General features: G+C 63.6%; 26 protein-coding genes. 7 read left to right on the top strand and 19 right to left on the bottom strand.

The features are described from left to right. Nucleotides 1-29 precede the first annotated feature (29 nt). Together M1E17_RS03150 and M1E17_RS03145 are read right to left on the bottom strand one after the other, a co-directional pair. Nucleotides 30-686, bottom strand: a complete 657-nt coding sequence (locus M1E17_RS03150) for a DedA family protein (RefSeq protein ID WP_457965399.1) — start codon at nucleotides 684-686, stop codon at nucleotides 30-32. Between the two features lie 71 nt (nucleotides 687-757). After that, nucleotides 758-1,351, bottom strand: a complete 594-nt coding sequence (locus M1E17_RS03145; protein WP_457965397.1) for a helix-turn-helix domain-containing protein — start codon at nucleotides 1,349-1,351, stop codon at nucleotides 758-760. Between the two features lie 66 nt (nucleotides 1,352-1,417). Between M1E17_RS03145 and M1E17_RS03140 the strand changes: the two genes are divergently transcribed. After that, entirely contained in the window at nucleotides 1,418-2,395 is a 978-nt protein-coding gene (locus M1E17_RS03140; RefSeq protein WP_457965396.1) for an NAD(P)/FAD-dependent oxidoreductase, read from the top strand. Here M1E17_RS03140 and M1E17_RS03135 read toward each other — a convergent pair. From M1E17_RS03135 to M1E17_RS03120, 4 genes are read right to left on the bottom strand one after another with little or no spacing between them, the layout of a single operon-like run. Next, on the bottom strand, nucleotides 2,382-3,158 hold the full coding sequence (locus tag M1E17_RS03135; protein ID WP_457965395.1) for an enoyl-CoA hydratase: 777 nt from the start codon (nucleotides 3,156-3,158) through the stop codon (nucleotides 2,382-2,384). The two genes, M1E17_RS03140 and M1E17_RS03135, sit on opposite strands and share 14 nt — an antisense overlap. Beyond that, nucleotides 3,155-4,084, bottom strand: coding sequence for a 3-hydroxyisobutyrate dehydrogenase (mmsB, locus tag M1E17_RS03130; protein WP_457965393.1), 930 nt, complete (start codon nucleotides 4,082-4,084; stop codon nucleotides 3,155-3,157). Before mmsB ends, M1E17_RS03135 begins: the two co-directional genes overlap by 4 nt. After that, entirely contained in the window at nucleotides 4,077-5,186 is a 1,110-nt protein-coding gene (locus tag M1E17_RS03125; RefSeq protein ID WP_457965392.1) for an enoyl-CoA hydratase/isomerase family protein, read from the bottom strand. Before M1E17_RS03125 ends, mmsB begins: the two co-directional genes overlap by 8 nt. Then, nucleotides 5,186-6,685 carry a CoA-acylating methylmalonate-semialdehyde dehydrogenase gene (locus M1E17_RS03120; RefSeq protein WP_457965390.1) on the bottom strand — a complete coding sequence of 500 codons (1,500 nt, stop codon included), beginning with the start codon at nucleotides 6,683-6,685 and terminating at the stop codon, nucleotides 5,186-5,188. Before M1E17_RS03120 ends, M1E17_RS03125 begins: the two co-directional genes overlap by 1 nt. A gap of 229 nt (nucleotides 6,686-6,914) precedes the next feature. On the opposite strand from M1E17_RS03120, the gene M1E17_RS03115 reads away from it, so the two are divergent. Beyond that, nucleotides 6,915-7,721, top strand: a complete 807-nt coding sequence (locus M1E17_RS03115; RefSeq protein ID WP_457965388.1) for an exodeoxyribonuclease III — start codon at nucleotides 6,915-6,917, stop codon at nucleotides 7,719-7,721. Between the two features lie 34 nt (nucleotides 7,722-7,755). Beyond that, entirely contained in the window at nucleotides 7,756-8,694 is a 939-nt protein-coding gene (locus M1E17_RS03110; protein WP_457965387.1) for a hypothetical protein, read from the top strand. Nucleotides 8,695-8,755: 61 nt separating this feature from the next. On the opposite strand, the gene M1E17_RS03105 is transcribed toward M1E17_RS03110, so the two are convergent. From M1E17_RS03105 to M1E17_RS03085, 5 genes are all read right to left on the bottom strand, one after another. Next, the gene (locus M1E17_RS03105) at nucleotides 8,756-9,808 is read right to left on the bottom strand and encodes a LacI family DNA-binding transcriptional regulator (protein WP_267277588.1); all 1,053 of its coding nucleotides are present in this window, start codon (nucleotides 9,806-9,808) and stop codon (nucleotides 8,756-8,758) included. A gap of 197 nt (nucleotides 9,809-10,005) precedes the next feature. Continuing rightward, nucleotides 10,006-10,257: a hypothetical protein gene (locus M1E17_RS03100; RefSeq protein ID WP_457967968.1), complete on the bottom strand. Its 252-nt coding sequence runs from the start codon at nucleotides 10,255-10,257 to the stop codon at nucleotides 10,006-10,008. Then, nucleotides 10,257-11,150 carry a carbohydrate ABC transporter permease gene (locus tag M1E17_RS03095; RefSeq protein WP_457965386.1) on the bottom strand — a complete coding sequence of 298 codons (894 nt, stop codon included), beginning with the start codon at nucleotides 11,148-11,150 and terminating at the stop codon, nucleotides 10,257-10,259. Before M1E17_RS03095 ends, M1E17_RS03100 begins: the two co-directional genes overlap by 1 nt. After that, nucleotides 11,147-12,184: a carbohydrate ABC transporter permease gene (locus tag M1E17_RS03090; protein ID WP_457965384.1), complete on the bottom strand. Its 1,038-nt coding sequence runs from the start codon at nucleotides 12,182-12,184 to the stop codon at nucleotides 11,147-11,149. Before M1E17_RS03090 ends, M1E17_RS03095 begins: the two co-directional genes overlap by 4 nt. A 7-nt stretch (nucleotides 12,185-12,191) precedes the next feature. Continuing rightward, a complete protein-coding gene (locus M1E17_RS03085) occupies nucleotides 12,192-13,475 on the bottom strand; it encodes an ABC transporter substrate-binding protein (RefSeq protein ID WP_457965382.1) in 1,284 nt (427 codons plus the stop codon). 127 nt (nucleotides 13,476-13,602) lie between these two features. On the opposite strand from M1E17_RS03085, the gene M1E17_RS03080 reads away from it, so the two are divergent. Continuing rightward, complete coding sequence (locus M1E17_RS03080; protein WP_457965380.1) at nucleotides 13,603-15,474, top strand: glycoside hydrolase family 13 protein; 1,872 nt, start codon at nucleotides 13,603-13,605, stop codon at nucleotides 15,472-15,474. 106 nt (nucleotides 15,475-15,580) lie between these two features. Here the strand turns inward: M1E17_RS03080 and M1E17_RS03075 are convergent, their stop codons facing one another. From M1E17_RS03075 to M1E17_RS03050, 6 genes are all read right to left on the bottom strand, one after another. Continuing rightward, on the bottom strand, nucleotides 15,581-16,192 hold the full coding sequence (locus M1E17_RS03075; RefSeq protein ID WP_457965378.1) for a hypothetical protein: 612 nt from the start codon (nucleotides 16,190-16,192) through the stop codon (nucleotides 15,581-15,583). After that, on the bottom strand, nucleotides 16,189-16,770 hold the full coding sequence (locus M1E17_RS03070) for a DUF6286 domain-containing protein (RefSeq protein ID WP_457965376.1): 582 nt from the start codon (nucleotides 16,768-16,770) through the stop codon (nucleotides 16,189-16,191). The genes M1E17_RS03075 and M1E17_RS03070 overlap by 4 nt, the downstream gene beginning before the upstream one ends. Nucleotides 16,771-16,859: 89 nt before the next feature. Further along, entirely contained in the window at nucleotides 16,860-17,240 is a 381-nt protein-coding gene (locus M1E17_RS03065) for a hypothetical protein (protein WP_457965375.1), read from the bottom strand. Then, entirely contained in the window at nucleotides 17,237-17,428 is a 192-nt protein-coding gene (locus tag M1E17_RS03060) for a hypothetical protein (protein ID WP_457965373.1), read from the bottom strand. The genes M1E17_RS03065 and M1E17_RS03060 overlap by 4 nt, the downstream gene beginning before the upstream one ends. After that, nucleotides 17,425-17,913, bottom strand: a complete 489-nt coding sequence (locus M1E17_RS03055) for an Asp23/Gls24 family envelope stress response protein (protein ID WP_457965372.1) — start codon at nucleotides 17,911-17,913, stop codon at nucleotides 17,425-17,427. Before M1E17_RS03055 ends, M1E17_RS03060 begins: the two co-directional genes overlap by 4 nt. 185 nt (nucleotides 17,914-18,098) lie before the next feature. Next, nucleotides 18,099-19,694 carry a glycoside hydrolase family 68 protein gene (locus tag M1E17_RS03050; protein ID WP_457965370.1) on the bottom strand — a complete coding sequence of 532 codons (1,596 nt, stop codon included), beginning with the start codon at nucleotides 19,692-19,694 and terminating at the stop codon, nucleotides 18,099-18,101. 488 nt (nucleotides 19,695-20,182) lie between these two features. Here M1E17_RS03050 and M1E17_RS03045 point away from each other — a divergent pair, with 488 nt between their 5' ends. After that, a complete protein-coding gene (locus M1E17_RS03045) occupies nucleotides 20,183-20,776 on the top strand; it encodes a hypothetical protein (RefSeq protein WP_457965368.1) in 594 nt (197 codons plus the stop codon). A 177-nt stretch (nucleotides 20,777-20,953) separates the two neighbouring features. Here M1E17_RS03045 and M1E17_RS03040 read toward each other — a convergent pair whose 3' ends face one another. Continuing rightward, nucleotides 20,954-23,203 (bottom strand): MMPL family transporter, encoded by a 2,250-nt coding sequence (locus M1E17_RS03040; RefSeq protein WP_457965367.1) that lies wholly within the window; start codon nucleotides 23,201-23,203, stop codon nucleotides 20,954-20,956. Nucleotides 23,204-23,396: 193 nt separating this feature from the next. Between M1E17_RS03040 and M1E17_RS03035 the strand changes: the two genes are divergently transcribed. Next, on the top strand, nucleotides 23,397-23,954 hold the full coding sequence (locus M1E17_RS03035) for a TetR/AcrR family transcriptional regulator (RefSeq protein ID WP_457965365.1): 558 nt from the start codon (nucleotides 23,397-23,399) through the stop codon (nucleotides 23,952-23,954). 44 nt (nucleotides 23,955-23,998) lie between these two features. On the opposite strand, the gene M1E17_RS03030 is transcribed toward M1E17_RS03035, so the two are convergent. Next, on the bottom strand, nucleotides 23,999-24,799 hold the full coding sequence (locus tag M1E17_RS03030) for an NAD(P)H-binding protein (protein WP_457965363.1): 801 nt from the start codon (nucleotides 24,797-24,799) through the stop codon (nucleotides 23,999-24,001). 83 nt (nucleotides 24,800-24,882) lie between these two features. On the opposite strand from M1E17_RS03030, the gene M1E17_RS03025 reads away from it, so the two are divergent. Continuing rightward, nucleotides 24,883-25,296: a winged helix-turn-helix transcriptional regulator gene (locus M1E17_RS03025; protein WP_457967966.1), complete on the top strand. Its 414-nt coding sequence runs from the start codon at nucleotides 24,883-24,885 to the stop codon at nucleotides 25,294-25,296. Nucleotides 25,297-25,359 lie beyond the last annotated feature (63 nt).

Here is a 25,359-nt window from a genome sequence, read left to right as displayed (position 1 = left end):
GAAATCCCGCGAGACCTCTGAACCGGTCCCTAGCGCTGGCGGGCCCTGCTGCGGCGGACACCTCTCACAACCAGCCAAACCACCAGGACCGACAGTGCGCCGTACACGGCGTAGTTCAGCAAGCGGGAATACTGTTCGATGAGCCGGTACTGGGACCCCAGCAGGTAGCCCAGGCCGATGAGTGCACCATTCCAGAGCCCGCTTCCGGCGAGCGTGTAGAGGCTGAAAGTGGCCAGGTGCATGTTGGAGGCACCGGCCGGCAGGGAGATCAGGCTCCGGACGCCGGGAAGCAGTCTGCCGAAAAAAATCGAAGATCTGCCGTGGCGCCGGAACCAGTCCGCGGCCTTTTCGAAGTCCTCCCGATCCATCAGCGGAAGCTTCGACAGAGCACGGATGGACCGCTCAAGGCCCAGTTTCGACCCCACCCAGTAGAGCAGGAGAGCCCCAACATAAGCACCCAGGGTACTGGTGACGAACACGAGGGCAACGTTCAAATCTCCCTGTTTGGCGAGGAAGCCCGCCAGGGGAAGAATCACTTCGCTGGGGATTGGCGGCAGGACAGTCTCGGCAAGGGTAAAGAGGCCCACTCCCCATTCGCCGAGGTTATCAATGGCCCGCGCAGCCACCCCCACCAGTCCGTCCAGGTTGTCCGCCGTGCCGGCTGCAGCTACGGATGCTCCCCACATAATTCCCCCATTCCGCTCCCAAAGCCGTTTTGCATCCAGTGCCGTGTCTACCTGAGGAACCTGCAAAAAGGCTAGGAGTCCGCGGCTGGCTGCCCCGGTTTGGCCCGCACATGCATCCGTTCGCCCTGGCGTCCAAAAAGACTGAGGAACTCCACAGCCTTCCCGTCGGCCCTGCCGAACCAATGAGGGATCCGGGTATCAAATTCTGCGGCTTCGCCCGCGCCCAGGACAAGGTCCTGCGCACCCAAAACCATCCGCAGCCTGCCGTTGAGAACATAGAGCCATTCATAGCCTTCATGGACCTGCGGATTCGGTTCCTCCAGCCTGCCCGCCGGCAGGATGTGCTTGTACGCCTGGATACCGCCGGGCCGCCGTGTCAGCGGAATAATCGTCATGCGGTTGCGGACGATGGGGCGCAGATGAACGCGCGGATCCCCCATGTCCGGGGCACCCACCAGTTCATCCAGCGGAACCTGGTGCGCCTTGGCCAGCGGCAGCAACAACTCGAGGTTTGGCCGCCGCAGCCCGGATTCCAGCCGCGACAGGGTACTGACCGAGATGCCGGTGGCTTCGGCAAGTGCCGACAACGTGGTGTTCCTGCTCATCCGCAGCGCACGCAGACGGGGGCCCACGGCGGCCAGGACATCGTCTAACTGTTCATCCATGCGATCATTTTGCCATTCCGGCAAGGATCTTTGCCAAGCGTGTGGGGAGCACAACATGATGATGACATGACGGAAAAAGCTGAAGAACCATACGACGTAATGATCATCGGCGGCGGTGCCGCGGGGCTGAGTGCGGCCCAGATGCTGGGACGCTCCCGGCGGTCGGTGGTGGTGATCGACGCCGGGAGTCCCCGGAACGCCCCTGCCGAAGGGGTCCACGGATTCCTCAGCCGGGACGGCATCAGCCCGGCGGAACTTCTCAGGATAGGCCGCGCGGAGGCGGAGCATTACGGCGCAGACGTCGTCGACGGCGAGGTGTCCCGTGCAGAAGGCAGCCGTGAGTCAGGCTTTACGGCCTCCCTTAAGGACGGGCGCACGGTCCGCGGCCGCCGCCTCCTGGTCACCACCGGCCTGACGGACGAGCTGCCGGACATCACAGGAATCCGCGAGCGCTGGGGGAAGGACGTGCTTCACTGTCCGTTCTGCCACGGCTGGGAAGTGCAGGACCAGGCGATCGGGATCCTGGGGAATGGGCCCTGGTCCACTCACCAGGCCCTGCTGTTCCGGCAGTGGAGCAGCAACATTACCCTGTTCCTGAACAACAGGACCAACCCCACGGACGTGGAGCTGGAGCAGCTGGCCGCGAGGGGCATCAAAGTGGTGGAGGGAACCGTGGAGGCGCTTCGCGTCGAACAGGACTCCCTCCGCGGGGTTGCCCTTGCGGGCGGCCCGGAGGTGGCGGTGGACGCAGTAGTGGTGGGTCCGCAGGTCGGCGCCCGGCTGGACGCCTTTGCCGGGCTTGGCCTCACGCTGTCACCCCATCCGATGGGCGTAGGGGATTACCTGGAGACTGACGCCGACGGAGCGACAGCCGTTTCGGGTGTATGGGCGGCCGGCAACGTAACGGATATCAAAGCACAGGTGCTGGCGTCGGCGGCAGCGGCGGCCTGGACCGCCGTCGCGATTAACAACGATCTGATGGCGGAGGAACTCCGCCGGGATGTCACCGCCTACCAGGAATCCCTCACCCTCAGCGGTGCCTGAACTCGGGCTGCCGCTTTTCGGTGAAGGCGGCCATGCCTTCCTTTTGGTCCTGTGTGGCGAAGAGGGAGTGGAAGATCCGGCGCTCGAAAAGGACACCCTGCGCGAGCCCCGTTTCAAAGGCGGTATTTACGGCTTCCTTTGCCGCCATGGCCACTGGCTTTGACTTGGAAGCTATGACCTCGGCGGCCTTGAGCGCTTCGTCCACCACATCCTCGGCGGGCACCACCCGCGAGACCAGGCCGGAGCGCTCAGCTTCCTCGGCACCGATGAACCTGCCGGTGAGGATCAGATCCATGGCCTTGGCCTTGCCTACGGCACGGGTGAGCCGCTGCGATCCGCCCATCCCGGGCAGCACGCCAAGGTTGATCTCAGGCTGGCCAAACTTCGCGTTGTCCCCGGCGAAAATCAGGTCGCACATCATGGCGAGCTCACACCCGCCGCCCAGCGCGAAGCCAGAGACGGCAGCAATGGTGGGAATGCGGAGCCGGGTAAAGTCCTCCCAGCCGCGGAACCAGTCGGCGGCGTACATCTCCATGTACGTCTGGGAGGCCATCTCCTTGATGTCCGCCCCGGCAGCGAAGGCCTTGCCGGAACCGGTGATCACCACTGCCCCGATCCCTGGATCAGCGTCCATGCCCCCGACAGCGGACACCAGTTCCTCCATGGTGGCCCGGTTAAGGGCGTTCAATGCCTCGGGCCGGTTAAGGGTTACCAGGCCCACCCTGCCGCGCCGCTCCACAAGAATGTTTGCGTATTCCGTCATGCCTGGCTCCCGTCCTCCTGTGATTTGTCGCGGATATCGGTGATGATGCCGGAGAAGTCCCGGCCAGCACCGCCTTCCGCGGCAAACGTATCGTAGATTTCGGACGCCAGTGGCCCCAGCCGGGCCGCCACCCCGGTGCTGCGGAGTGCATTGACTGCAAGCCTGAGGTCCTTGGCCATCAGCGCGCCGGCAAATCCCGGCTGGTAGTCACGGTTGGCGGGGCTGGCGGGGACGGGACCAGGAACGGGACAGTTGGTGGTCAGGGCCCAGCACTGGCCTGACGCCGCGGAGGCGACGTCGAACAGTGCCTGGTGACTCAGTCCCAGTTTCTCGCCGAGGACGAACGCCTCGCTCACGGCGATCATGGAGACCCCCAGGATCAGGTTGTTGCAGATCTTGGCTGCCTGGCCGGCGCCATGGCCCCCGCAGTGCACCACGCGTTTGCCCATTACTTCCAGCAGGGGGCGGACGGCCTCAAAGTCCTCAGGCCCGCCGCCCACCATGAAGGTGAGGGTGCCTGCCTCGGCCCCCACCACGCCGCCGGAAACGGGAGCGTCCACCGCACGGTGGCCGGCGTCGATGGCGAGAGTGGAAGCTTCCCGGGCCTCGTCCACATTGATGGTGGAGCAGTCCAGGAACATGGTCCCGGGGGCGGCGGTGGCCAGCAGTCCGGGCTGCCCGTCGGCGCCGCGGTAGGCGTCCAGCACATGCTGGCCGCTGGGGAACATGGTCAGCACCACGCCCGCGCCGGACACGGCGTCGGCAGCACTGGCCGCGGCGGGTACGCCCTGGTTCTTGGCAGCCTCGAGGGCGGCGGGCACCACGTCGAAGCCGGCCACCTGATATCCGGCCCTGACCAGGTTGACGGCCATGGGCCCGCCCATGTGGCCCAGGCCCAGGAAGGCGATGGTGCTGTTCTCAGGCATGGTCCGTCTCCTTTGTGTGAAGGTTCAGCTCTCTGTCACCCAGCGGCACGAAAAACTGTTCCACGTCTTCCGGCCGCACGTCACGCAGGGTGGCCGGCTTCCAGTGTGGTGTGCGGTCCTTGTCCACCACCTGTGCCCGGATCCCTTCGCGGAAGTCGGGAGCGGCCAGGAACCTGAGCCCCACCCGGTATTCCTGGGCCAGCGCCTCGTCCAGCGTCAGGCCTTTGACCCGGCGCAGCGATTCCAAAGCCACCTTTACGGCAGTGGGCGACTTGGCCTCGATGGTGCGGGCGGCCTCCGCGGCCTCTCCCCCGGCCGCGGTCAGCCTGCGGAGGATTTCTTCGGCGTCGGAGGAGGCGTAGCACTCGTCAATCCACTCCCGCTGGGCCTCCAGGCCGGACGCCGGCGGCGCTGTAAGGAAGCGCTCGACGGCGTCCTCCGGAGTTTCGCGCTCCAGCGCCACCGCCAGCTCGGCAAGGCTTTCGGACGGAACGTAGCCGTCCGCAAGACCCAGGAACAGGGCATCTGCCGCGCTTAAATGCGCACCCGTCAGGGCGGCGTGGGTGCCTGCCTCCCCCGGTGACCTGGAAAGCAACAGGGTGCCGCCGACGTCGGGCACAAAGCCAATGGTGGTCTCCGGCATGCCCATCCGGGTCCGCTCCGTGACCAGCCGGACCGAGCCGTGGGCCGAGATGCCAACGCCTCCGCCCAGGACCAGCCCGTCCATCAGGGCCACATAGGGTTTGGGGTAGCGGGAGATCAGCGAGTTCAGCCTGTACTCCGTCTGCCAGAAGTCCGCTGTTTGCGTTCCGCCAGCCAGCAGGTCATGGTAAATCGCCACAATGTCGCCCCCGGCGCACAGCCCCCGCTCACCGGCGCCCTGCACCAAAACGGTGGCCACGCCGTCGTCCTCTGCCCAGGCGCTCAGCTGCACCCGGATGGCTTCCACCATGCCTGCGGTCAGGGCGTTAACGGCCTGTGGCCGGTTGAGGGTGATGACACCCAGATGGCCGCGCCGCTCGAAGATCACTTCCGGGCTGGTTGATGTGACAGATTCTGCGCCGGGTTCTGTTCCCGCAACGTCGTTGCGGCTGTCCGGCATCAGCTTCCTTCCGGCATCACAAAGCTGGCGCCCTGGCGGATTCCGGAAGGCCAGCGCGTGGTGACGGTCTTGGTCTTGGTGTAGAAGCGGAAGGCGTCCGCGCCGTGCTGGTTGAGGTCGCCGAATCCGGAGGCTTTCCAGCCGCCGAAGGTGTAATACGCGATGGGGACCGGGATGGGGACATTGATGCCCACCATGCCCACTTCGACCCGGCTGGCGAAGTCCCTCGCGGCGTCGCCGTCGCGGGTGAAGATGGCCACCCCGTTGCCGTATTCGTGTTCACTGCAGAGCCTGAGGGCCTCGTCGTAGTCGGCGGCCCGGAGCACACTGAGGACTGGTCCGAAGATCTCTTCCCGGTAGATCTTCATGTCACGGGTGACGTGGTCAAAGAGGGTGGGACCAACCCAGAAGCCGCCTTCGTGTCCTTCCACGGCAAGGCCGCGTCCGTCGGCAAGCAGTGTGGCGCCTTCATCCAGTCCGGCCTGGATGTAGCCTTCAATCCGTTCTTTGGCGGCCGCTGTCACCACCGGCCCGAAGTCCGAGTCCTTGTCCAGGCTGGGTCCCACCTTGAGCCCTTTGACCCGGTCCTGGAGTTTGGCCACCAGCCTGTTGGCGGTTTCCTCGCCCACCGGCACCGCCACGGAGACGGCCATGCAGCGTTCCCCCGCCGAGCCGTATCCCGCACCGATCAGGGCATCGGCGGCCATTTCCAAGTCGGCGTCGGGCATGATCACCATGTGGTTCTTGGCGCCGCCGAAGCACTGGGCGCGCTTGCCGTGGGCGGCGGCGGTGGCATAAATGTACTGCGCGATGGGTGTTGAGCCCACAAACCCAATCGCCTTTACGCGGGAATCCTCCAACAGCGCGTCCACGGCTTCCTTGTCCCCGTTGACCACGTTGAACACACCGTCGGGCACCCCTGCCTCCGAGTAGAGCTCGGCAAGGCGCAGCGGCACGGACGGATCCCGTTCAGACGGTTTGAGGATAAAGGCGTTGCCTGCCGCGAGGGCCGGCCCGGACTTCCAGAGCGGGATCATGGCCGGGAAGTTGAAGGGGGTGATGCCGGCGACAACGCCCAGGGGCTGGCGCAGGGAGTGGACATCGATGCCCGCACCGGCGTCGGTGGAAAACTCGCCCTTGAGCAGGTGCGGAGCGCCTGCCGCGAACTCCACCACCTCAATGCCGCGCTGGATGTCGCCTTTGGCGTCCGCAAGTGTTTTGCCATGTTCGGAGGACAGGAGGGTGGCCAGCTCGTCCAGGTTCCTGTTCACCAGCCCAACAAACGCGAGCAGGATGCGGCCCCGGCGCTGCGGGTTCATGGCAGCCCACTCCGGTTGGGCCTTCTCCGCGGCGGCAACCGCGTTTTGGACTTCCGCGCGGCTAGCCAAGGGCAGCCGCGCCTGGACCTGTCCCGTGCAGGGATCGAAAACGTCCCCGTACCGGCCGGATGTCCCGTTCACCCGCTGGCCACCTACGTAATGGGATAGCTCGCGCACCATGGCTGACTGCTCCTTCGCATGTGATCCAGGTCATCTCTGGAAGCGAATATACTCGGACTTCCTACTAAATTCCAGCGTCCCGCAGCCCTCCTGCGCCAAGCTGACGCCCCGCCGTCGTGGGGCACTTTGACCGTCATTTTGAGCATTGACGCGCCATCTCGTGGCGTGTCCGCGCCATAGTGCCCCGTTTCCGCCGCAACACTCGCCGGCGTTCGGTAAGTTAGGGGATGTGAAGATTGCTACCTGGAACGTAAACTCCCTCCGTGCCCGTGCCGACCGCGTGGAGGCCTGGCTTCAGCGCAGTGATTGCGACGTCCTGGCTATCCAGGAGACGAAGTGCTCGGATGAGAACTTTCCCTGGGAACTCTTCGAGCGCATGGGCTACGAGGTGGCCCACTTCGGCGTGAATCAGTGGAACGGCGTGGCCATCGTCTCCCGGGTGGGGCTGGAGGACGTTGAGCGGACGTTCCTGGACCAGCCGGCATTCGGCAAGGCAGGGAAGGATCCCGTCCAGGAAGCCCGCGCAATGGCGGCAACCTGCGGCGGTGTCCGGATTTGGAGCCTGTACATCCCCAACGGACGCTCCCTCGATGATGAGCACATGCCCTACAAGCTGAAGTGGCTGGATTCCCTGAAGAACCACGCCCAGGGCCTGGTCACGTCGGACCCGCACGCCCAGGTGGCCCTGATGGGCGACTGGAACATCGCGCCCCGGGATGAGGATGTGTGGGATATCGACCTGTTCGTCACGAACCGGTATACCCACGTCAGCCCGCCGGAACGCGCGGCCTTCTATGCGTTTGAGGAGGCCGGCTTCAACGACGTGGTCCGTCCCTACACTTCCGGCCCCGGCGTCTACACCTACTGGGACTACACCCAGCTGCGCTTTCCCAAGAAGGAGGGCATGAGGATCGACTTCGTGCTCGCCTCCCCCGCCCTGGCTGCCCGGGTGACCGGCGCCTCGATCGACCGCGAGGAACGCAAGGGCAAGGGCGCCTCCGACCACGCCCCCGTTGTGGTGGATCTGGCAGACTGATGGTAGCGTCCTGGACCGCGACAGGGAGGGAACAATGACCGGAAATCTGTACCGGGGCCAGGCTGGGCTGCCGTTCTCCTCCACCCTGCGGGTCTACGAACCCCTGGACGCCTTCCCCGAGGACCAGCGCGCTGCCATCCAGGCCGCCGGCGCACGCACCGCCTCCCGCGCGGCGGTGGAAAACGCCGAACTGCTGGCGTCCCTGGGCCGTATCACCAGATCCGGCGGGGATCCCTTTCCCACCGGGCGAACCGACCTCGTGCGCGTCACCACCGCTCCGGGAGTCCCCCCAGCTGATACGCCCAAAGCAGAAGCGGCCGACGGCGACGCCGCCCCTGGCGCTTCATCCGGCTCGTCATCCGGCTCCGGGGCGGAGCAGGTACTGCTGTACTGCCCCAGCCAACTGGTCCTGCGCGCCGGTCTCGCTGCCAACGCCCTGATGGAAGGCATCCACGGCCCCCTGGCGGAAATGCTGATACCCGAGGAACAGCGGGACAAGCACCAGGAGCGGATCGACCAGGTCAAGGCCCGGGACGGGTCCATCCGGGTGCACACACGCGCCTCCACCTGGGGCATCCCGTTCAGCTGGTTCTCGCTGTTTATGGAATCAGATCCCAAAGACGTCGTCGAATCAGGCGGACGGATCCTGACGGTAAGGGTCTGGGCCCCGATCACCGAGGCGATGGAGCGGGCCCGTTACGCAGTGGCCAACCTGGCCCTGGCGGCGCCTGACCTGGACATGCTTGATGACCTCGCCCAACTCACGGAGTGGCTGGAGCTGTTCCACGTGAATTCCATGGTGGAACTGGACTATGGAGCGGTGGCGGACAAGGTGTACCCCGACGAGTCCCCCATGGACATCAGGCTGGGTATCGAGTGCCTTGCCGAAGGAGACATGACAGGAGCCGCGGCAGCCTACCGCAGGCTGGCATCCCGCTGGATCCCCATCCGCCAACTGGCCCGCGCGTCCTAGCGCCGTAAAGGTTTCCGGAGTTCCTCCCAAACGTTTGACAGACACGTTCACAGGGGGCGGCTTAGCAGGGCGGCGGGGCCGTGGTTCGCCTGACAATCAGCTGATGGGGAGCGACGGCGGACTGCACCGCCCCGGCAACACCATCCAATTCGTCAAGAAGCATCTTGGTGGCGAGTTCGGCCTGTTCGTCCGGCCTCTGCCCAACGGTGGTCAGGCCCACGGCGTCAGCGAAGTCATGGTTGTCGATGCCCACCACGGAGAGCTCCTCCGGCACGCGGACTCCCATCCTGGCTGCTTCAAAAATGACACCCATGGCCATTTCGTCAGAGGCGCAGAAAATGGCGGTGGGTTTGGGGCCGCTCCGCGCCCAAAGCCGGCGGAAGGCTTCCTGCCCGCTCCGGACGGTGAAATCTCCCCACTCATCCCATTCGGGACGGGTGGGCAGGCCGGAGGCCGTCATCACGTCCTTGAATGCCAGGATGCGCACACGGGGAACGTCGAAATTAAGGTCTGTTTCGTCGTCGCCATGAAGGAGGGCGATGTCCCGGTGCCCAAGATCGATCAGGTGCATCACGGCGGTTGAAGCCGCGGCGTAATCGTCAATGCCGATGTAGGCGCATTCCTCCACGTGGCCGCCCACGACCACCAGCGGGATGTCGATCTTCTGGAGATGGTCCAGCTCGTCATGCGTCAGCGCCATACAAAGAACCAGCAGGGCATCAATCTGTTTATAGACCATGGTCTTGCTGAAGAGCCGTTCGCGGTTGCTGCCGTGTCCGCCGAGGTTGAACAGCGACAGGTTGTAGTGCCGCGCATGGAGTTCTCGGTCCGCTCCCTCAATGGCCTTGGAGAAGAACCAGCGGCTCACAAAGGGAGCCAGCACGCCGATGGTTTTGGTGCGCCCGGTGGCAAGCCCGGAAGCCGACGATGAAGCAACGTAACCCAAGGCGCCGGCCACTTCCAGGATCTTCTCCCGGGTGGCCGGTGATACCCGGGGCAGTCCCCGGACGGCCCTGGACACGGTGGCGGTGGATACGCCCGCGGCTGCAGCGACATCCTCAATGCTGACGCCGCTGTGCCCTCCCCGTTGGGACCTTTCAGTAATGCGTGCCACGGTGTCCCCTTATCGGCCCGGTGGGCATCCGTAATGCCCAGATACCCCCAAGTCATAGTATTTTGCGCGTCCCCCTACTTCGCAGTGTTACCTGCGGGAGGAAAACTGCTGGCGCCGCCCTCCCCCAACGGAGAGCGCGGCGCCAGCGGGTGGACTACCGACAGGATGGCTGGCCTGTGGGCCGGCTGGCTTTTGGCCTACCGCCTGGCGGGAAGCCGACGGCGGAGCCGCACCATCCCATAGATCGCCAGCAGGGTGGCCAGGAGGCCCAATGCCCAGCCGAGCGCCGGTTGTCCTGTCACTTCCATCCAGACAGTGACCACCAGCAGGACCACGCCCCAAAAGCCGAGGAATCCGATGATGATGTCAAAGTCCTCACCGGACCGCGCCCTGCGGCGTTCAGGGCGGACGAGACCTTCGTTCTGCCCGCGCTGCCCTGACGACTGCATCACTTGACAGCACCCGCCGTCAGGCCGGCGATGATCTTACGCTGGAGCACCAGCACCAGGATCACCAAGGGAATGGTAACGATGGTTCCCGCGGCCATAATGGCGGTGTAGGGGATCTGGTTGGGCTGGGCACCTGCGAAGCTGGCGATGGCCACGGTCACAGGCTGCGTCGCATCATTGGACAGCTGGCTGGCGATCAGGAATTCATTCCAGGAGGAGATGAAGGCCAGGATTGCCGTAGTAAAGATAGCCGGTGCCGCGAGCGGCATGATCACCTTCCGGAACGCCTGACCCTGCGTGCAACCATCCACCCGGGCTGATTCCTCCAATTCCCACGGCATTTCGCGGAAGAAGGATGTCAGGGTGTAGACGGTCAGCGGAAGCACAAACGAGATGTTCGGGATGATCAGGGCCTGGTATGTACCCATCCAGCCAATGTTGGTGAAGAGCTGGAACAGCGGCGTGATGAGTGCGACGCCTGGGAACATCGAAGCGCCAAGGATGAATCCCAGCACTAAGTACTTGAACCTGAAATTCAGGCGGGCCAGTGCGTAAGCGGCGAAAACGCCGATCACCAGGGAAACGACCGTGACCACCGTGCCGATGATGACGCTGTTGAGGAGCGCCTGTCCAAAGCGGTTGCCGAAGGACGTGTCGAAGGCTGTGGCGAAGTTGTCCATGGTGACATGCGTGGGCAGTATTGACGTGTCGTACGTGAAGCCAACCTCCCGGAACGCCGTGACCACCATCCAGTACGCCGGTGCCAGGCACCAGATCAGGATGACCCCGGCGCTGATATACGTCCTCGCCTGAGCCCACTTCTCCCGGTTCTGGGCGGTCTTGCGTCCCTTGTCCTGCCGGACGCGCAACTCCGTGGCTGTAGCCGAAGTCATTTCTTCCCCTTACCGGTTGCGCCGCTTTGCTCCACAACGTTCGCACCAAGAAAGCGGACGAAGATGAAAGCGACCAGAAAGATGATGATGAACGTAATCGTGGACAAGGCAGCGGCCGAGTTGAAGCCTTGCCTGATCTGATTGATCACCAGGATCGAGAGTGTGGTGGTGTTGTTGGCCCCCTGCGTCAGGATGTAGGGAAGATCGAACATCCGTAGGGCATCGAGGGTACGGAACAGAATGGCCACCATCAGGGCCGGCTTGACGAGCGGCAGGGTGATCAGGCGGAACCGCTGCCAGGCCGAGGCGCCGTCAACTTTGGCAGCCTCATAGACATCCGCAGGGATCATTTGCAGGCCTGCCAGGATCAGCAGGGCCATAAAGGGGGTGGTCTTCCACGTGTCTGCGATGATCACAGCCCACTTGGCCGGCCACTCACTCCCGGTCCAGAGGATGGACGCGTTGAACAGCTTGTTGGCGATGCCCTCGAACGCGAAGATGAACAGCCACAGCTGGGCCGTCACGGCAGTGGGGATGGCCCACGGCACCAGCACAGCTGCACGGACCATGCTCCGGCCCTTGAAGGTCCGGGCCATGATCATTGCCATCCAGAAACCAAGGATGGTTTCAAACGTAACGGTGACGATGGTGAAGAAGAACGTCGTTGCTGTTGCCGACCAAAACTGGCCGCCCAGAGTTCCGGGAGGACAGGCGACGGTGCCGCCGCCTGGGGCGGCACATTGCTGGCCAAGCCAGTTCACATAGTTCTGGATTCCGGCTGGACCGCCGGCCGTGAACAACCCGGTGGCGGGATCCAGGCCGGCGTCCTTCTGGAGGGACATGACGATGGCGCTGACGATCGGATAAACGATCACAATTCCCAGCGCGATGATGGTGGGGGCCAGGAGCCAGGAAGCCCACTTGCCCTGGCTCAGAATCTTATTGTCTTCCCCAACACCCTTAGGTGCGTGGTGGATCGGAGTCCCGCCCGACGCCGGCCCTTTTACCGGCGTCGGGCCCAATTCGGTTGCCATGACGAACTTACGATCCTGCGCCAGCGGACTCGATGGACTTCTGCATATCCTCCAGAGCCTGCTTCGCGGACTTCTCACCCTTCAGGGCCGCGTAGGAGTTCTCCTGGATAGCCTGGGACACTGCCGGGTAGAAGGGTGTCACGGGACGCGGCACCGCGTTCTCAATGGAGGTCTTCAGCACCGGCAGGTACGGCAGCTTGGACACCAGTTCCTGGTCCTCATACAGTGAGCCGAGGACCGGGGCCAGCGATCCCTGGGTGGCGAAGAACTTCTGCTGTTCTTCTTCGATCAGGAACTTCACGAAATCCCGTGCCGTGGCCTTGTTCTTGGAGTAGACACTGATCGCGGCATTGTGTCCCCCGAGCGAGGATGCACCGGGGCCGTCCTCGCCTGGCAGGGCTGTCATACCCAGCGTGTCCTTGACAACTGAGGAACCTTCAGTGGTTGCCAGGTTATAGACGTACGGCCAGTTGCGGAGGAAGAGCAGGTTGCCGGATTGGAAGGCACGGCGGCTTTCCTCTTCCTGGTAAGTGATGGCTTCTGCAGGAATGTTCCCGTTGGCAAAGGCGTCAACCAGGTTTTGAAGGCCTTGCTCGGCATCAGAGGTGGTCAGGCTCGGCTTGCCCTGGTCATCCAGAACCGAGCCGCCGGCTGAGTTAATTGCTTCGGAGGCGTTGACCGTCAAGCCCTCATACTGCTTGAACTGTCCCGAGTAGCAGCCGATGTTGTTGGCCTTGGCGACGGAACACATTTCCATCATTTCGTCCCACGTCTTGGGCGGCGTCGGGACCAGGTCCTTACGGTAGTAGAGGATGCCTCCGTCCGAGGAAACAGGAGCGGTGTAGAGCTTTCCCTGATACGTGCCGGCCTTGATAGTGGGTTCGAGCATGCCTTCGGTATCAATTGCCATGTCGCCTTCGAGAGGCTGCAGCCAGCCGCGGGCTGCGAATTCGGCAGTCCAGATCACGTCAACACTGGCGACGTCATAGTTTTCGTTCTTGGCCTGGAAGTTCTGGACCAGGTCATCGTGCTGCTGGTCAGCCTGGTCGGTCTGCTCCTTGAAGGTGACCTGCTCATCGGGGTGGGCAGCGTTCCATTTTTCCAGGAGGGGACGGACCACGTTGCTGTTGTCCTTGCCCTGGACGTACGTGATGGGGCCGCGGCCCTCGAGGTTGGCTTCGGCATCGCCGCCGCCTGTAGTGCCCCCGCCGCCGCCACCGGCACAGGCGGAGAGCGTGAGGGCCAGAATGCCGGCAGTTGCCGCCGGGAGTAAGAATTTACGGGTTTTCATTTGCTTGAGGCTCCTCGCTGAGTGACAAGTATGTCGACAGTGCGCTTGATGTGGTGACCATCACACTAGTAACGTTGCCGTGAGAAATGCAAGCGTTTACATCAAATAGTTACATGAGAGGAACCAAATGGTCCACACAGACGTTCCCGCCCCGGATTCCACGTTAGGATCGTGGTGGGCGAGTGCTGTCGTCTACCAGATCTACCCGCGTTCCTTCGCTGACTCCAACGGTGACGGGATGGGCGATCTGCCCGGAGTTACGGCGCATTTGTCCTATCTTCAGCGCCTGGGCGTCAACGCCATCTGGCTATCACCGTTCTATAAATCCCCACAGGCTGATGCCGGTTATGACGTGGCGGACTACCGCGAGGTGGATCCCTTATTCGGGACTCTTGCTGACTTTGACACCATGTTGCAGAAGGCTCACAGCCTGGGACTGAAAGTCATTGTGGACCTGGTTCCGAACCACACCTCGGACGAACACGTGTGGTTCCAGGAGGCCCTCGCCGCCGGCCCTGGGTCGAGGGAGCGGGACCGGTACATCTTCCGCCCGGGGCGGGACAGGGTTCCCGGGTCCGGCGATGGAAACGCCGCACCAAACAACTGGAGGTCCATCTTTGGCGGCCCTGCCTGGAGCCGGGTCACCGAGGCCGACGGCAGCCCGGGAGAGTGGTACCTCCACCTGTTTGACACCAAACAGCCGGACCTGAACTGGAACAATCCCGAGGTCCGGGAGGAGATGCGCTCGGTCATGCGTTTCTGGCTTGACCGCGGCGTGGACGGTTTCCGGGTGGACGTGGCGCACGGAATGGTTAAGGCGGAGGGCCTTCCGGACTGGGATGGGGTGGCGGCCATGGTGGAGGGTACCTCCCCGGCTGTCCCGGAACCCCGCACCACAACAGGTGATGCGCCCGGGGCCCACACCGACGCCGAGGAACCACACCGGGCGAGATCGCCGCTCTACCCGCCGTCGCCGTTCTTTGACCAGGACGGGGTCCACGACATCTACCGTGACTGGAACCGGCTGCTCGCAACCTACAGCGGAGACCGGATGCTCGTGGCCGAAGCCTGGGTGGAGCCGGCGGAACGACTGGCCCGCTACATCCGCAAGGACGAAATGCAGCAGGCGTTCAACTTCGATTTCCTCCTGGCCGGCTGGAATGCCCAGCGCATGGCCAATGCCATCGACGCGTCGCTGAAGGCGGCCGCTTCCGTGGAGGCACCCTCAACCTGGGTCCTGAGCAACCACGACACCGTCCGTCATGCCACCCGCTTCGGCCTGAAGGACCCCACCATTTTCCCTAACGGCATTGCGGCCGGGGACGAGCAGCCGGACGCTGCCCTTGGCCTGGCACGCGCCCGCGCCGCCACTTTGGTGATGTTCGCCCTGCCCGGCTCCGCCTACATCTATCAGGGCGAGGAACTTGGCCTTCCCGAGCACTCCACCCTTCCGGACGAGGCCCGCCAGGATCCCACCTTCTTCCGTACAAGAGGCGTGGAAACCGGCAGGGACGGCTGCCGGGTCCCGCTTCCGTGGAAAGCGAACGAGCCCGGTCACGGCTTCTCCGAGGCGTTCACCGGCGCTGTAAGGCACGACGCCGGCACTCCAGACGACGGCGGCGCCGCCCCCAGCGGCAGCGGTCCGGACCGCCCGGCGGCCCCATGGCTCCCGCAGCCTGACTCTTTCGGTGAGCTGGCCGCCGACAGGCAGGACGGAGTGCCCGGGTCTACCCTGGAGCTCTACCGTTCAGCGCTGGCACTGCGCGCCGACCGTCGCCTGGGGGCCGGAAGTTTCCGCTGGGCGGACATCCACCGGCCAGCGGAGGGCGTGTTGGCGTTCCATAACGGCGACCTCCTCGTGGTTTGCAACCTGGGTGAAGGGCCGGTCCCTGTTCCCGCCGGCTACTCACCCGCACTGTCCAGCGGCCCGGCTTCGCAGGTTGCCGCAGGCCTCACCAAGGTGCAGCCAGACTGCACGGTATACCTGCTGGTGGACTGAGGTTTTAAAAGGGACGCCGCGCTCCATCCGGAGCGCGGCGTCCCTTTTTGTTGACATGACAAAGCCTGCAAGGCCGGTAATGCGGGCAAGCGAGGTGCAGCGGAGGTCAGCGGACCCGCTCAGCCCGGCTGAAGCGGGTCCGGGCGCCAGCACCAATGTGGATCAGAACGGGGGTTCGTTTGCCCACCACGGCGTCCAGGGCATCCACGAGGGCAACCACTTCGGCTGCCAGGAGGTGGGGCGCTACTCCTTGACGTGGCTGCAGCCTGACCTTCAGGGCAGGCCTGCCCTGGACGTCGTAGGTTGTGACTGTGGCACCGGCGAGGTCTGCGCGCCCGGCGAGGGCCTGTTTCAGGGCCTGCTCGGCCACACCTCCACCAATCCGCACGTCACCGGGCACCGTACCGGGGTCGTATTCGGAGACCAGCAGGTTGCTCCGGCCCTTTCCCTGCTGGGCAATCCAGGCAACCATGAGCCCAATCAGCACCAACAGGGCAAACGCGACCAGGATCCATAACCAGCTTTCGGGCCTGCCAGGGAACCGGGTGCTATCGAATGCCTGCCTGATTCCGTTCCAGGCTGAGCCGGACCACGAATGCCACCACGTTGCGACGGCCGGCACCGTAGCCAGCAGAATCAGCAGCAGGCCAACAGCCAGCAACTTAACACCCAGGATGCCTATCAGGATCCGGTTGAGCAGCGCGGGTGTACTGTTCATGCGCCAATCACCCCCGATGTGGCGACATTGACCTGCACCTCAGGCGACGGAACCAGGGCCATTTGGCCAAGTTCTTCCTGAACTGCGGCAAGGACAGCGGTTCCATCCACCGGCACCCCTGACGTGGGGCGGACATTCACGATGACCTGGCGCCGGGAGACCACCACCATGACCTGCTCCGGCGTAACGTTCGCAGCGAGCCTGGCGCTGCGGGCCAGCGCCGAAGCAATGACCTCGTCATCCACCACCACTGCCGGTGCGTTTTCCGGATCCGGGCCGGTGCCGTTCAGCACATGCCTGGCACGCCTGCCGGGAAGAACAGCGTTGAGGAAGAAGAACAGCCCCACCATCGCCAGGACAGCTCCCAGGACGCCGAGCAGCAAGGGCGGCAGTCCGGCCGGCAGCGCCACGATGCGCTCCGCAGCCAACTGGGGTTCGATCAGCCACGCCGGCTGCCCAATGGCGTGCACCGCAGCTTCGAGAAGGCCGTAGGCGGCCAGCACCATCACCAAGACGGCAGCCAGCGTGGCAACTGCCGCACGGGATGAATGGGTCTCGCGGTGCAGGATACGTCGCATGTCCGGCCCCGGTTGGTCGGCGCCCGGGTTCTCCCGGTCCTGCCGACGTGGCCTCAAATTCACTGACACCAGGTCATCCTGCCCCTGCCTCACTGGACGCGGCCTCCTTCACTGATCCGGGCACCGCTGATCCGAATGTCCACCCTGCTCAGGCTGGCACCACTGAGGGCGGCGACAGTCGCCAGGATCTGAGCCTTGGCCGTGACTGCCCGGTCCCTGATGGTTCCTCCGAAGGCGGCCACACGGCCGGGGTCCCGTGCCACTGCCTTGAGCGGCGGGATCTTGATAGGTGCGACGAGAGACAGCGCAAGCAGGCCGTCGTCGTCGGACCAGTCTGCCCGGATATCCTCGGCGTCCACGCCCAGCGCATCGGCGGCCGCTGCCTTGGCAAGGCTGGTCAGGGCTTGAGTGCTGATGCGGTTATGGCCGTTCAATACCTGCCCGGGTAAGGCCGGTGCCGGCGAGCTCATGACGAGGAGCGCCGGCCGGTGATGGCATCCAGGACGCCGCGAAGATCCAGTTTCCCTTCGGCGGCGCGGCCCAGCAGGGCACCAATAGCCATAAAGAGCAGCGAAACCAGAAAGCCCCACAGTCCGAAAGCAAAAGACATAAAGGCTACGAAGGCGCCAATGGCGATTCCCACGACGGTCAGGTTCACAGGAGTGCCTCTCTTTCGGTGGTGCCCACTGCCCCGGCCGTTCCGGTCCCAGCCGGGGATTTCACCGGCGGCGCCACATACACGTCCGTGATTTCAACATTTACCTCAATGACCTGAAGTCCCACCAGCTCTTCGACGGCCCGGTAAACGGCAGACCTGACTTGATCTGCCAGCGAATGCAGGGGCGTGCCATAGGTGGCAACCAGGTTGATGTCCACTGCCACCTGGGTCTCGCCCACCTCTGCGTGCACGCCTGCAGCATGGTCCGAGCTGCCAACGGCGTCCCGGATGGCGCCGAGCGCACGGGAGGACCCGGAACCCAACGAGTAGACGCCGGGTACGGCGCGGGCGGCAATGCCGGCGACCTTGGCAACGGCAGTTTCAGAGATGACGGTGCGGCCGTGGCCCGGAACCGGCGCCTGCGTCGGACTTGCGGCGACGTGGTTACGGACACCCGCATCGGGTTGTGGGTTCTGGTATTCCATCAGGCACTCCCCCTTCTGTTGATCCCAACCCTATCCCCTGCGTGTGACAACGTGGGGGAATCCACTGCAAGACCTGTCACAGGTGAAGACGAACATGGGGACGCCCGCGCAAAGTCGCGGACGTCCCCATTTACTCAAGGCATTACCCCATGCGCCCCGTCAGGGCGCTGGCCGCCAAGCTCCGGTCACTTGTAGTGGCCGGCACCGCCTACGTTGACATTGGTGGGCAGGTAGCCGAACGGGCCGAGGCCGTTCTGGCCGAACGTGCGGTCAACCTGCGAGATTCCGTCGCGGAAGTTGATCTTCACGGTGGGTGACAGGGATCCGCCGCGGACGCCGTTCACGTTGTCGATGAAGGACTGCACCAGGCCGCCGGGCTGCACGTAGTGCGAGTAGGCCTGGAACTGGCGGCCGTTCTGGTTGGCGGTCGGCTTTTCCGGTGATTCGGACGGCAGGTTCAGGTCCGTCGGGGAGCCCAGGGCAAGGCCGCTGTTGTTCATCGGCTGGTAGTCGGAGCGGATGCCGTCGCCCACAAAGCCGTAGACGCCGTCGGGGCCGCGCATTCCGGCAGCATAGGTGAACTGGTGGCTGATGGTGAAGAGGTAGTACTTGTTCTTGCCATCTTCGTTCTGGATGAAGATCTGGGGCCGCTCGGTCTGGTCATTGACGCAGTTGGCCGACAGGATGGGAGGCAGGAAGGACCACTTGGTCAGGTCCTTGTTCTCAGCCACAGCGAGGCCCACGTTGGCAGTCTGGAACCAGGCGCCGGTGTTGTTGACCTGCTCCAGGCTTTCAGCGTTCGGATCGCCCGGCTGGTAACCCAGGTCCTCCTGCTCGCAGCGGTACTCGCCGCGGGTGCCGCCGGTGTTTCCTTCGAAGACCATAAAGGTCTTGCCGGGGTGCGCCGGGTCCGCGAACGTGTAGGGATCACGGAAGGCAAAGCCCGGATTCTGTTCCTTTGTCTGGTACATCTTGCCCTCGGGTTCCAGCAGCTTGGTGTGCTCGAAGCCGTCGAAGGTGACGCCGTTCTTGTCGGCGTGAATGCTGCCCAGCGCCTTGGCGATGGCCGCATCCGGGGCGATTCCGCCGCCGCCTGCGTTGCGCTCGGCCACATCGTAGAAGGTGGTGGCGGTGTAGAAGACGTTGACCTGGTCACCCTGCATCAGCCGGGTGGACCCTGACCATTCGGTGTTTCCGATGGAGGCACCGTCGGCGAACATGTGGCCGCCGTAGTTCCACTTGTCAGTGGCGGGGTCCGCATTGGTCTTGCGGAAGAAGTAGCCGATCCGGGCGTTCCAGTGGCGCTGGTCAAAGCCGTAGCCGGCGTGCCGGTCCGCCACGAGCGCGAAGATGACGTCCCAGCCCTTGTAGCTGATCTGGTTGGCGTGCTCGTCCGTCAGGGACCAGGTGTCCCAGACCCAGACATCCTCATTCATGGTGGGGAAATCCTCGGGGATTTCCGGCATGGTGACGTCCGGGCTCATGGAGTTCTCGCCGGGAGTCACAGTGGAATCGCTTTGGGCCATGATCTGCTTGGCGTCGGCGCGGGTCCACTTTGCGGTGAAGTCCGACGCCGGGTCATGGGCCTGCTGCGTGTGCGTCGTAGGGAGCGGGAAGCCGGGGGTGGGGGCCGGCATCTGCTGTGCGGCCGGCGGATCGGACGGTTCGTTGGCCTGCGCCGACGGAACGGCCAGGAAAGCCGATGCGGCTACGGCTGCCGCCAGTGCTGCGGCGGCAGAACGCCACCGCAGCATCCGGGGTGAATTGGGGTGCTTGTGCATGTTTGCTCTTCTCGCGGAGTTGAAACTGTTCGTGGAAGACGGGCAGGTGCCCTGGTCCTTGAAACTCCGGCGGACCCGACAACACGGCAGGCGTCATCGAGGACGCCATTGTGTCGAGGGGTACGGGGCTTGGGTAGGGCCCCGGATGATGGCTCAGGATGATGCTGACTTCCTGGCCTGCCTCCACGTTATGCAGCCTCCGCGGGCCTTTCAAAACCCGGTTTCGGACGGCCAAAATTCATGTGAGCGTGAACAAATGCAAGCGCTTACATACCGCAATCGCGCGCGCGTGCCATAGCGGATTGGCGAACGTCAAATGTTGCCTGGAAAATCCGGGTTAGTGAGCAGATTCACGTCCTCTATGCCCTTTGGATATGGGAATGGAGGGACGTGTGTTTCTAAAACAGTCCTGTTCTAGACTTTTTTGTATTGAAGATTTGGCCACCTCCTGGCGGTGCGCGCCTTTGGCGCACCTGAAAGGCAGATCAGTGAAAGCTCGTCTTGCTTTGGCTGGCTCCGCGCTGCTGATCGCACTCACAGGCTGCGACGGCGAATCGATTGTGGACCCCACTCAACAGTCATCACCAGTTCCCACGGCAGCGACGGCTTCTTCAGAACCTCGATCGATCACTGGCCCTGGCACCTACACCTTCACGGCCGACGGCGGCGGCACCGGCACACTGCACGTACCTGGCCCGGCCGCCTCCGACATTGAGGAGCTCCGGACGATGGTGGGCGCCCCACCCGTCACCTACATCTCGGCAGCAGTTGATAACCGGAAAGGAACCAAGGCCATCAACATGTATTCGCTGAGAATTTACACTCCTGAAGGCAGGGAATTGAAGTATGCAGGAGCCAGCCCCTACGTCGATGATCTGCGCCGCAGGCTCCCCCCGGATACGCCGTCCGAAGTGTTTAACAAGTTCATTGAGCTCTCGGATGCCTACCTCGATGATGCCTCGCCCCTGGAGGTCAAGAACTTTGTCCTGGTTGGTCCCGAGGTACCGGCCCAAATCACCGGAATCACGGTCTATCCGACTGGCGGATTCCCACCGGTAAGCGCTGAACCTGGCCCCCAGTGAGTTCCGGAGGCACCAGCCATCGGTGACGGCTGGTGCCAACGAGACGGCCTCTAGTATCTTCGGCAGGGAGACCTTGTGGCGGCCTGTCGCGCAGCTGGGACGAGCAGGGGCAGTTGCGAGCACAGTGCTCACTACAGGGCGTTCACTGCCACAGCCGTCGAGCAAGCCGGTCTTGGATCAGTGCCGCAATGCCGCGGGCTTCCGGTCGTTCCCGTCGTTTTGGCTGGCAGGTGCTGATGTCGCGGGCGCCGTGTCAAGGGATTTGGTGAGGTTGCTGCCTTCCACATCAAGGTCGGGCAGGACACGCTCAAACCACCGGGGCAGCCAGTACGCCCTATTGCCGAGCAGGGACATCAGGGCAGGAACGAGGGTCATCCGTACCAGGAACGCGTCGGCGAATACCCCGATGGCAAGGGCGAAGCCGATGGACTTGACCACGGGCTCGGTAGCCGTGATGAACCCGGCGAACACGCCAACCATGATCAGGGCGGCGGCCGTGACTACGCGCGCCCCGTGTCGGAATCCGAGAGCGATCGATTCGTCGGCGGTGGCGCCGTGGACGCGCTCCTCGCGCATCCGGGTCACGAGAAATACTTCATAGTCCATTGCGAGGCCGAACAGGATGCCCACCAGGAGAATGGGTAGGAAGCTGATGATGGGTCCGGGGTTGTCGATGCCGAGGAGATCCGCGGCGAACCCATTCTGGAATACCGCCACCACGGCGCCGAAAGCTGCCATAACGCTGAGAAGGAAGCCGCCGACGGCCTTGAGCGGGATGAGAATGCTGCGGAAGACGAGCATCAGCAAAATGAATGCGAGCCCGACAATGACAACAAGATAAGGAACGAGGGCATCGGAGAGTTTCTGCGAGACGTCGATGCCTGCAGCGGTGGTTCCGGTCACGTAGACCTGCGCGCCGGTCTGGGACCTCCAGTCGTCGGCATTTGCACGGATCTCATGGACAAGGTCCTCCGTCTGGACGCTGGTTGGCCCGCTCTTCGGAATAACGGTGATCACTGCGATGTCGCCGCCCTGTCCGAACTCAGCCGGCGTTACGACGGCGACACCGGCGATCTTGGCCAGGTCCGCGCCGATGGTCTGTGCCGCCTGCTGGGGCGCCCCGGCATTGGCGAGGTCGGCAACGATCACCAGAGGGCCGTTGAAGCCGGCCCCGAAACCGTCAGCCAGTGCCTGGTAGGCCTTGTGCTCTGTGGTCCGGGCAGAGGCTGTCGCGTCGGAAGGCAGCCCAAGGCGCATGTCCAGTGCAGGTATTGCCACGACGCCGAGCGTGATGATGACACCCAGCACCGCAAGGACGCGGTGGCGGAGCACGCCGCGGGCCCACCGCTCCCCCAAGGGCGCCCGGAGCCGCAGGCTCTCCGGCATTTCGGTTCCTCCGGTTGCCCGGGCCGCGCGGCCCTTCCGACCAAGGACACTTTCTCCGGCGAAGCCAAGCAGGGCCGGAAGCAGGGTGACGGCAATAACAACTGCGCCCAGGACAGTAACAGCGGCGGCCAGGCCCATCTGCATCAGGAACGGGATGCCCACCACAGACAGCGCCGCGAGGGCGATAATGACGGTCAGCCCTGCGAACACAACCGCCGATCCGGCCGTACCAACCGCCCGGCCCGCCGCCTCTTCCGGGGAATGACCTTCGATCAGCTCATGCCGGTACCGCGAGACGATGAACAGGGCGTAATCAATTCCCACCGCCAGGCCGAGCATGAGGGCCAGGGACGCGGTATTGGAACCGAGCTCGAAGAAGCCGCTGGCGATCTGGATGCCGAGCATCCCGGCACCAACGCTGATAATCGCAGTCAGCAGCGGCAGTCCGGCCGCAACGAGCGCTCCAAAGGTGATCAGGAGAACCAGGGCTGCCACGATCACGCCAATTCCCTCAGTGGCGCTCTGCTCCGGGGATGCCGTGACAGCATCGCCACCGAACTCAACAGTCAGGCCCGCTGACTGGGCGCTGCGACCTGCTTCGAACAGCGCTTCACGCTCTGCCGTTCCCAGGTCGGAGGCCTTCACCGCATAGCTGACCGTGGCGAATGCAGTGCGCTCATCAGGTGAAACCGCGCGTGAAACGAAAGGATCTCCCACGGCCCTGACATGTGGAAGCTCTGAGATGTTCTTCACCGCAGTCTGGATTGCCTCCTGCGCTGACGGTGTTGCCAGGGTCTGGCCATCAGCGGCGACAAATACCACCCTCGCTGTAGCCGAATCTGCGTTGGCCCCCGTCCGCGACGTAAGCAAGTCCAGCGCCCGCTGCGATTCCGTACCCGGAATCGATACCGAATTGGATACAGGGCCGGACAACGTTGTGGCGCCGACCCCCAGCCCGGCAAGAACGATGGCCCACAGGATGAGGACCAGACGCCGGCGCCGGAACATACGGCGCCCAAAACGGTATAGAAAAGCGGCCATAACAGGGCCTCCTGAAAGGGATTGTGGTGGATGCAGGATTCTTGACATCCAAGCCGATTGGCTAACTATCAAGTTAGCCAATCGGCTCAATATTTACAAGCCGTTCGGCTAACTTGTGAGTAGAATGGGTTACAGCCGCTTCGGACACGGAGCGGTGCAGGCGAATCGTGCCTGCCACGATCAGGGGGGGACTGTGGGGAAACCAAAAGCACCGCGAGGCCAGGGACGCGACCGAGTGGTGGCGGCAGCCCTCGAACTTTTCTCCGAGCGGGGCGTCAGCGGGACCTCCCTGCAGATGATTGCCGATCGCCTGGGAATTGGGAAAGCCGCCGTCTATTACCAGTTCAGGACCAAGGACGGCATCATCGAAGCGGTCCTCGCGCCCGCCTTCGAACAGATGCGCCGCATCATCGCCGACGCCGAAGCTTCGCAGTCACCTGAGGAGGCGGCCATCGTGGGAATCTCCGGCCTCGTGATCGCTCAACGGGAAGTGGTGGCGGCACTCAGCCATGATCCGGAAGTCCGCCGCTTCCTCGAGACACACAGCGAGGCAGCCGAACTCATTTTGCAGTTAGGCAGGATGCTCTTGGGGCCGGAACCAGACGCCCGCCGCAGGGTGGCTGTTTCCCTGTTTGGCGGAGGAATTGCCAGCGTCGGCATTGATCCCGCCCTGACCGATATAGACGATGAAGCTCTCCGCAGCGAACTCATATCCCTTGGACAGCTTCTTCTGACAACAGAACGCTGCTGAGCACCTTGATTACCACCAAGCTATTGCCTGCCCTCGATAAATCCTCAGCCGGCCGCGGCTGAGGCAACATCCAGGGGATTCGCCAGCTCCCGTCCAAGGATGTCGGAGATGTCAGTGCCGGTCTCTTCAAGGAATCCATGGGATGCAGCTGAATGGATGGACAGCAGCATCGGAAGCTGGAATGGCAGAAGGGATGAAGAATCCAAGGCCTTCCTCAGTTCGCCAAGTGTGCCCGGCCGGTAGGCTGCACCCAGCCTGTCAGCGACTTTCTGCGCGGTGATGACTTCATTTCCGACAAGGTCGTAGATCCTGTCGTGATGCTTTTCCGGGTTAGCGGCAATTTTAGCCGCAGCTTCTGCGAGATCGTTACGGGCCACCGCGGCGACGCCGCCTTGGCCAAACGGAGCCGAGATGACTCCCTCCCGCGGAGCCAGGAGCTGGCCGACCAGCTCTGCGTACAAGCCGTTCCGCAAAATCGTCCACCGAACGGTTCCGTTCTGCAGGCGCCGTTCCGTCCAGCGGTGGGCCAGGGCGAATCCCAGATGGTCGCCGGCGGCGGCGAGGCTCGTGTACACGATGTGCTTCACCCCGTCACGCTCTGCCGCTGTGATGGCATTCCCGTGGCGGCCGATGACCACGTCGTCTTCTTCCGCTCCGGCAGAAACCAGGACGAGAGTGTCCACGCCAGTGAAGGAAAGTTTTTCGGGTGAGTCGAAGTCGACCACCCTAAGGTGTGGACGCTGAGCCGGATTGCGGGTGGCCCCGGATGCAGAAACGCCTGCCTTGGAAAGGTGACGGAGGATGGCAGAGGCGAGGCTGCCGGAAGCCCCGGTAACAAGAATCATGGGCATGCTCATTTCACTGGTACTTTTCGATATCCAGACTCATCCTTCGGCAAGCGGCCGATGACCCACAAGGAGGCACTTTGGTGTTAGGCAGTCACACTGAAGTAACCGCAGTGCCGGCACCATGCGGAGGCGAAAACCATCCGGACTGCGGCATCCGTGACGTCCTGGACCGGATCGGTGACAAATGGTCCGTGCTGGTCATCGTGGAACTGGCGTCCGGCACCAGGCGCTTCCGGGAACTGCAGCGAACGATCCATGGGATCTCACAGCGCATGCTGACGCTCACGGTCAGGCGTCTGGAACGTGATGGCCTGGTCACCCGAACGGTCTACCCAACCGTCCCTGCCCAAGTCACCTACGAGCTCACCGAACGCGGACGCGGCCTCGTTCAGCTGGTCAAACAGCTCGCCGACTGGTCCTTGGACAACAAAGAAGCAATAGGCGCGTCACGCGAGCTGTATGACCTCCAGAACCCAGGGACAGAAATCCGCTAGCCCGGACCGGGTTCCTTATTTGGCGCAGAACAGTCAGATCTGCACTGACTGTTCTGACTGACA

The organism is Arthrobacter sp. D1-29 (assembly GCF_054130585.1).
The sequence above is the reverse complement of the archived record's forward strand: the minus strand, read 5'-3'. Positions and strand labels throughout refer to the sequence as shown.

Bases quoted from the DNA above. Each gene is read 5' to 3' on its own strand.
- M1E17_RS03070 (WP_457965376.1), bottom strand. From the start codon at position 16,770: ATGCGACGTATCCTGCACCGCGAGACCCATTCATCCCGTGCGGCAGTT.
- M1E17_RS03120 (WP_457965390.1), bottom strand. From the start codon at position 6,685: ATGGTGCGCGAGCTATCCCATTACGTAGGTGGCCAGCGGGTGAACGGG.
- M1E17_RS03085 (WP_457965382.1), bottom strand. From the start codon at position 13,475: ATGAAAACCCGTAAATTCTTACTCCCGGCGGCAACTGCCGGCATTCTG.
- M1E17_RS03040 (WP_457965367.1), bottom strand. From the start codon at position 23,203: ATGGCCGCTTTTCTATACCGTTTTGGGCGCCGTATGTTCCGGCGCCGG.
- M1E17_RS03055 (WP_457965372.1), bottom strand. From the start codon at position 17,913: ATGGAATACCAGAACCCACAACCCGATGCGGGTGTCCGTAACCACGTC.
- mmsB (WP_457965393.1), bottom strand. From the start codon at position 4,084: ATGCCTGAGAACAGCACCATCGCCTTCCTGGGCCTGGGCCACATGGGC.
- M1E17_RS03150 (WP_457965399.1), bottom strand. From the start codon at position 686: ATGTGGGGAGCATCCGTAGCTGCAGCCGGCACGGCGGACAACCTGGAC.
- M1E17_RS03065 (WP_457965375.1), bottom strand. From the start codon at position 17,240: ATGAGCTCGCCGGCACCGGCCTTACCCGGGCAGGTATTGAACGGCCAT.
- M1E17_RS03075 (WP_457965378.1), bottom strand. From the start codon at position 16,192: ATGAACAGTACACCCGCGCTGCTCAACCGGATCCTGATAGGCATCCTG.
- M1E17_RS03110 (WP_457965387.1), top strand. From the start codon at position 7,756: ATGACCGGAAATCTGTACCGGGGCCAGGCTGGGCTGCCGTTCTCCTCC.
- M1E17_RS03090 (WP_457965384.1), bottom strand. From the start codon at position 12,184: ATGGCAACCGAATTGGGCCCGACGCCGGTAAAAGGGCCGGCGTCGGGC.
- M1E17_RS03080 (WP_457965380.1), top strand. From the start codon at position 13,603: ATGGTCCACACAGACGTTCCCGCCCCGGATTCCACGTTAGGATCGTGG.
- M1E17_RS03145 (WP_457965397.1), bottom strand. From the start codon at position 1,351: ATGGATGAACAGTTAGACGATGTCCTGGCCGCCGTGGGCCCCCGTCTG.
- M1E17_RS03125 (WP_457965392.1), bottom strand. From the start codon at position 5,186: ATGCCGGACAGCCGCAACGACGTTGCGGGAACAGAACCCGGCGCAGAA.
- M1E17_RS03030 (WP_457965363.1), bottom strand. From the start codon at position 24,799: ATGATTCTTGTTACCGGGGCTTCCGGCAGCCTCGCCTCTGCCATCCTC.
- M1E17_RS03135 (WP_457965395.1), bottom strand. From the start codon at position 3,158: ATGACGGAATACGCAAACATTCTTGTGGAGCGGCGCGGCAGGGTGGGC.
- M1E17_RS03100 (WP_457967968.1), bottom strand. From the start codon at position 10,257: ATGCAGTCGTCAGGGCAGCGCGGGCAGAACGAAGGTCTCGTCCGCCCT.
- M1E17_RS03050 (WP_457965370.1), bottom strand. From the start codon at position 19,694: ATGCACAAGCACCCCAATTCACCCCGGATGCTGCGGTGGCGTTCTGCC.
- M1E17_RS03140 (WP_457965396.1), top strand. From the start codon at position 1,418: ATGACGGAAAAAGCTGAAGAACCATACGACGTAATGATCATCGGCGGC.
- M1E17_RS03095 (WP_457965386.1), bottom strand. From the start codon at position 11,150: ATGACTTCGGCTACAGCCACGGAGTTGCGCGTCCGGCAGGACAAGGGA.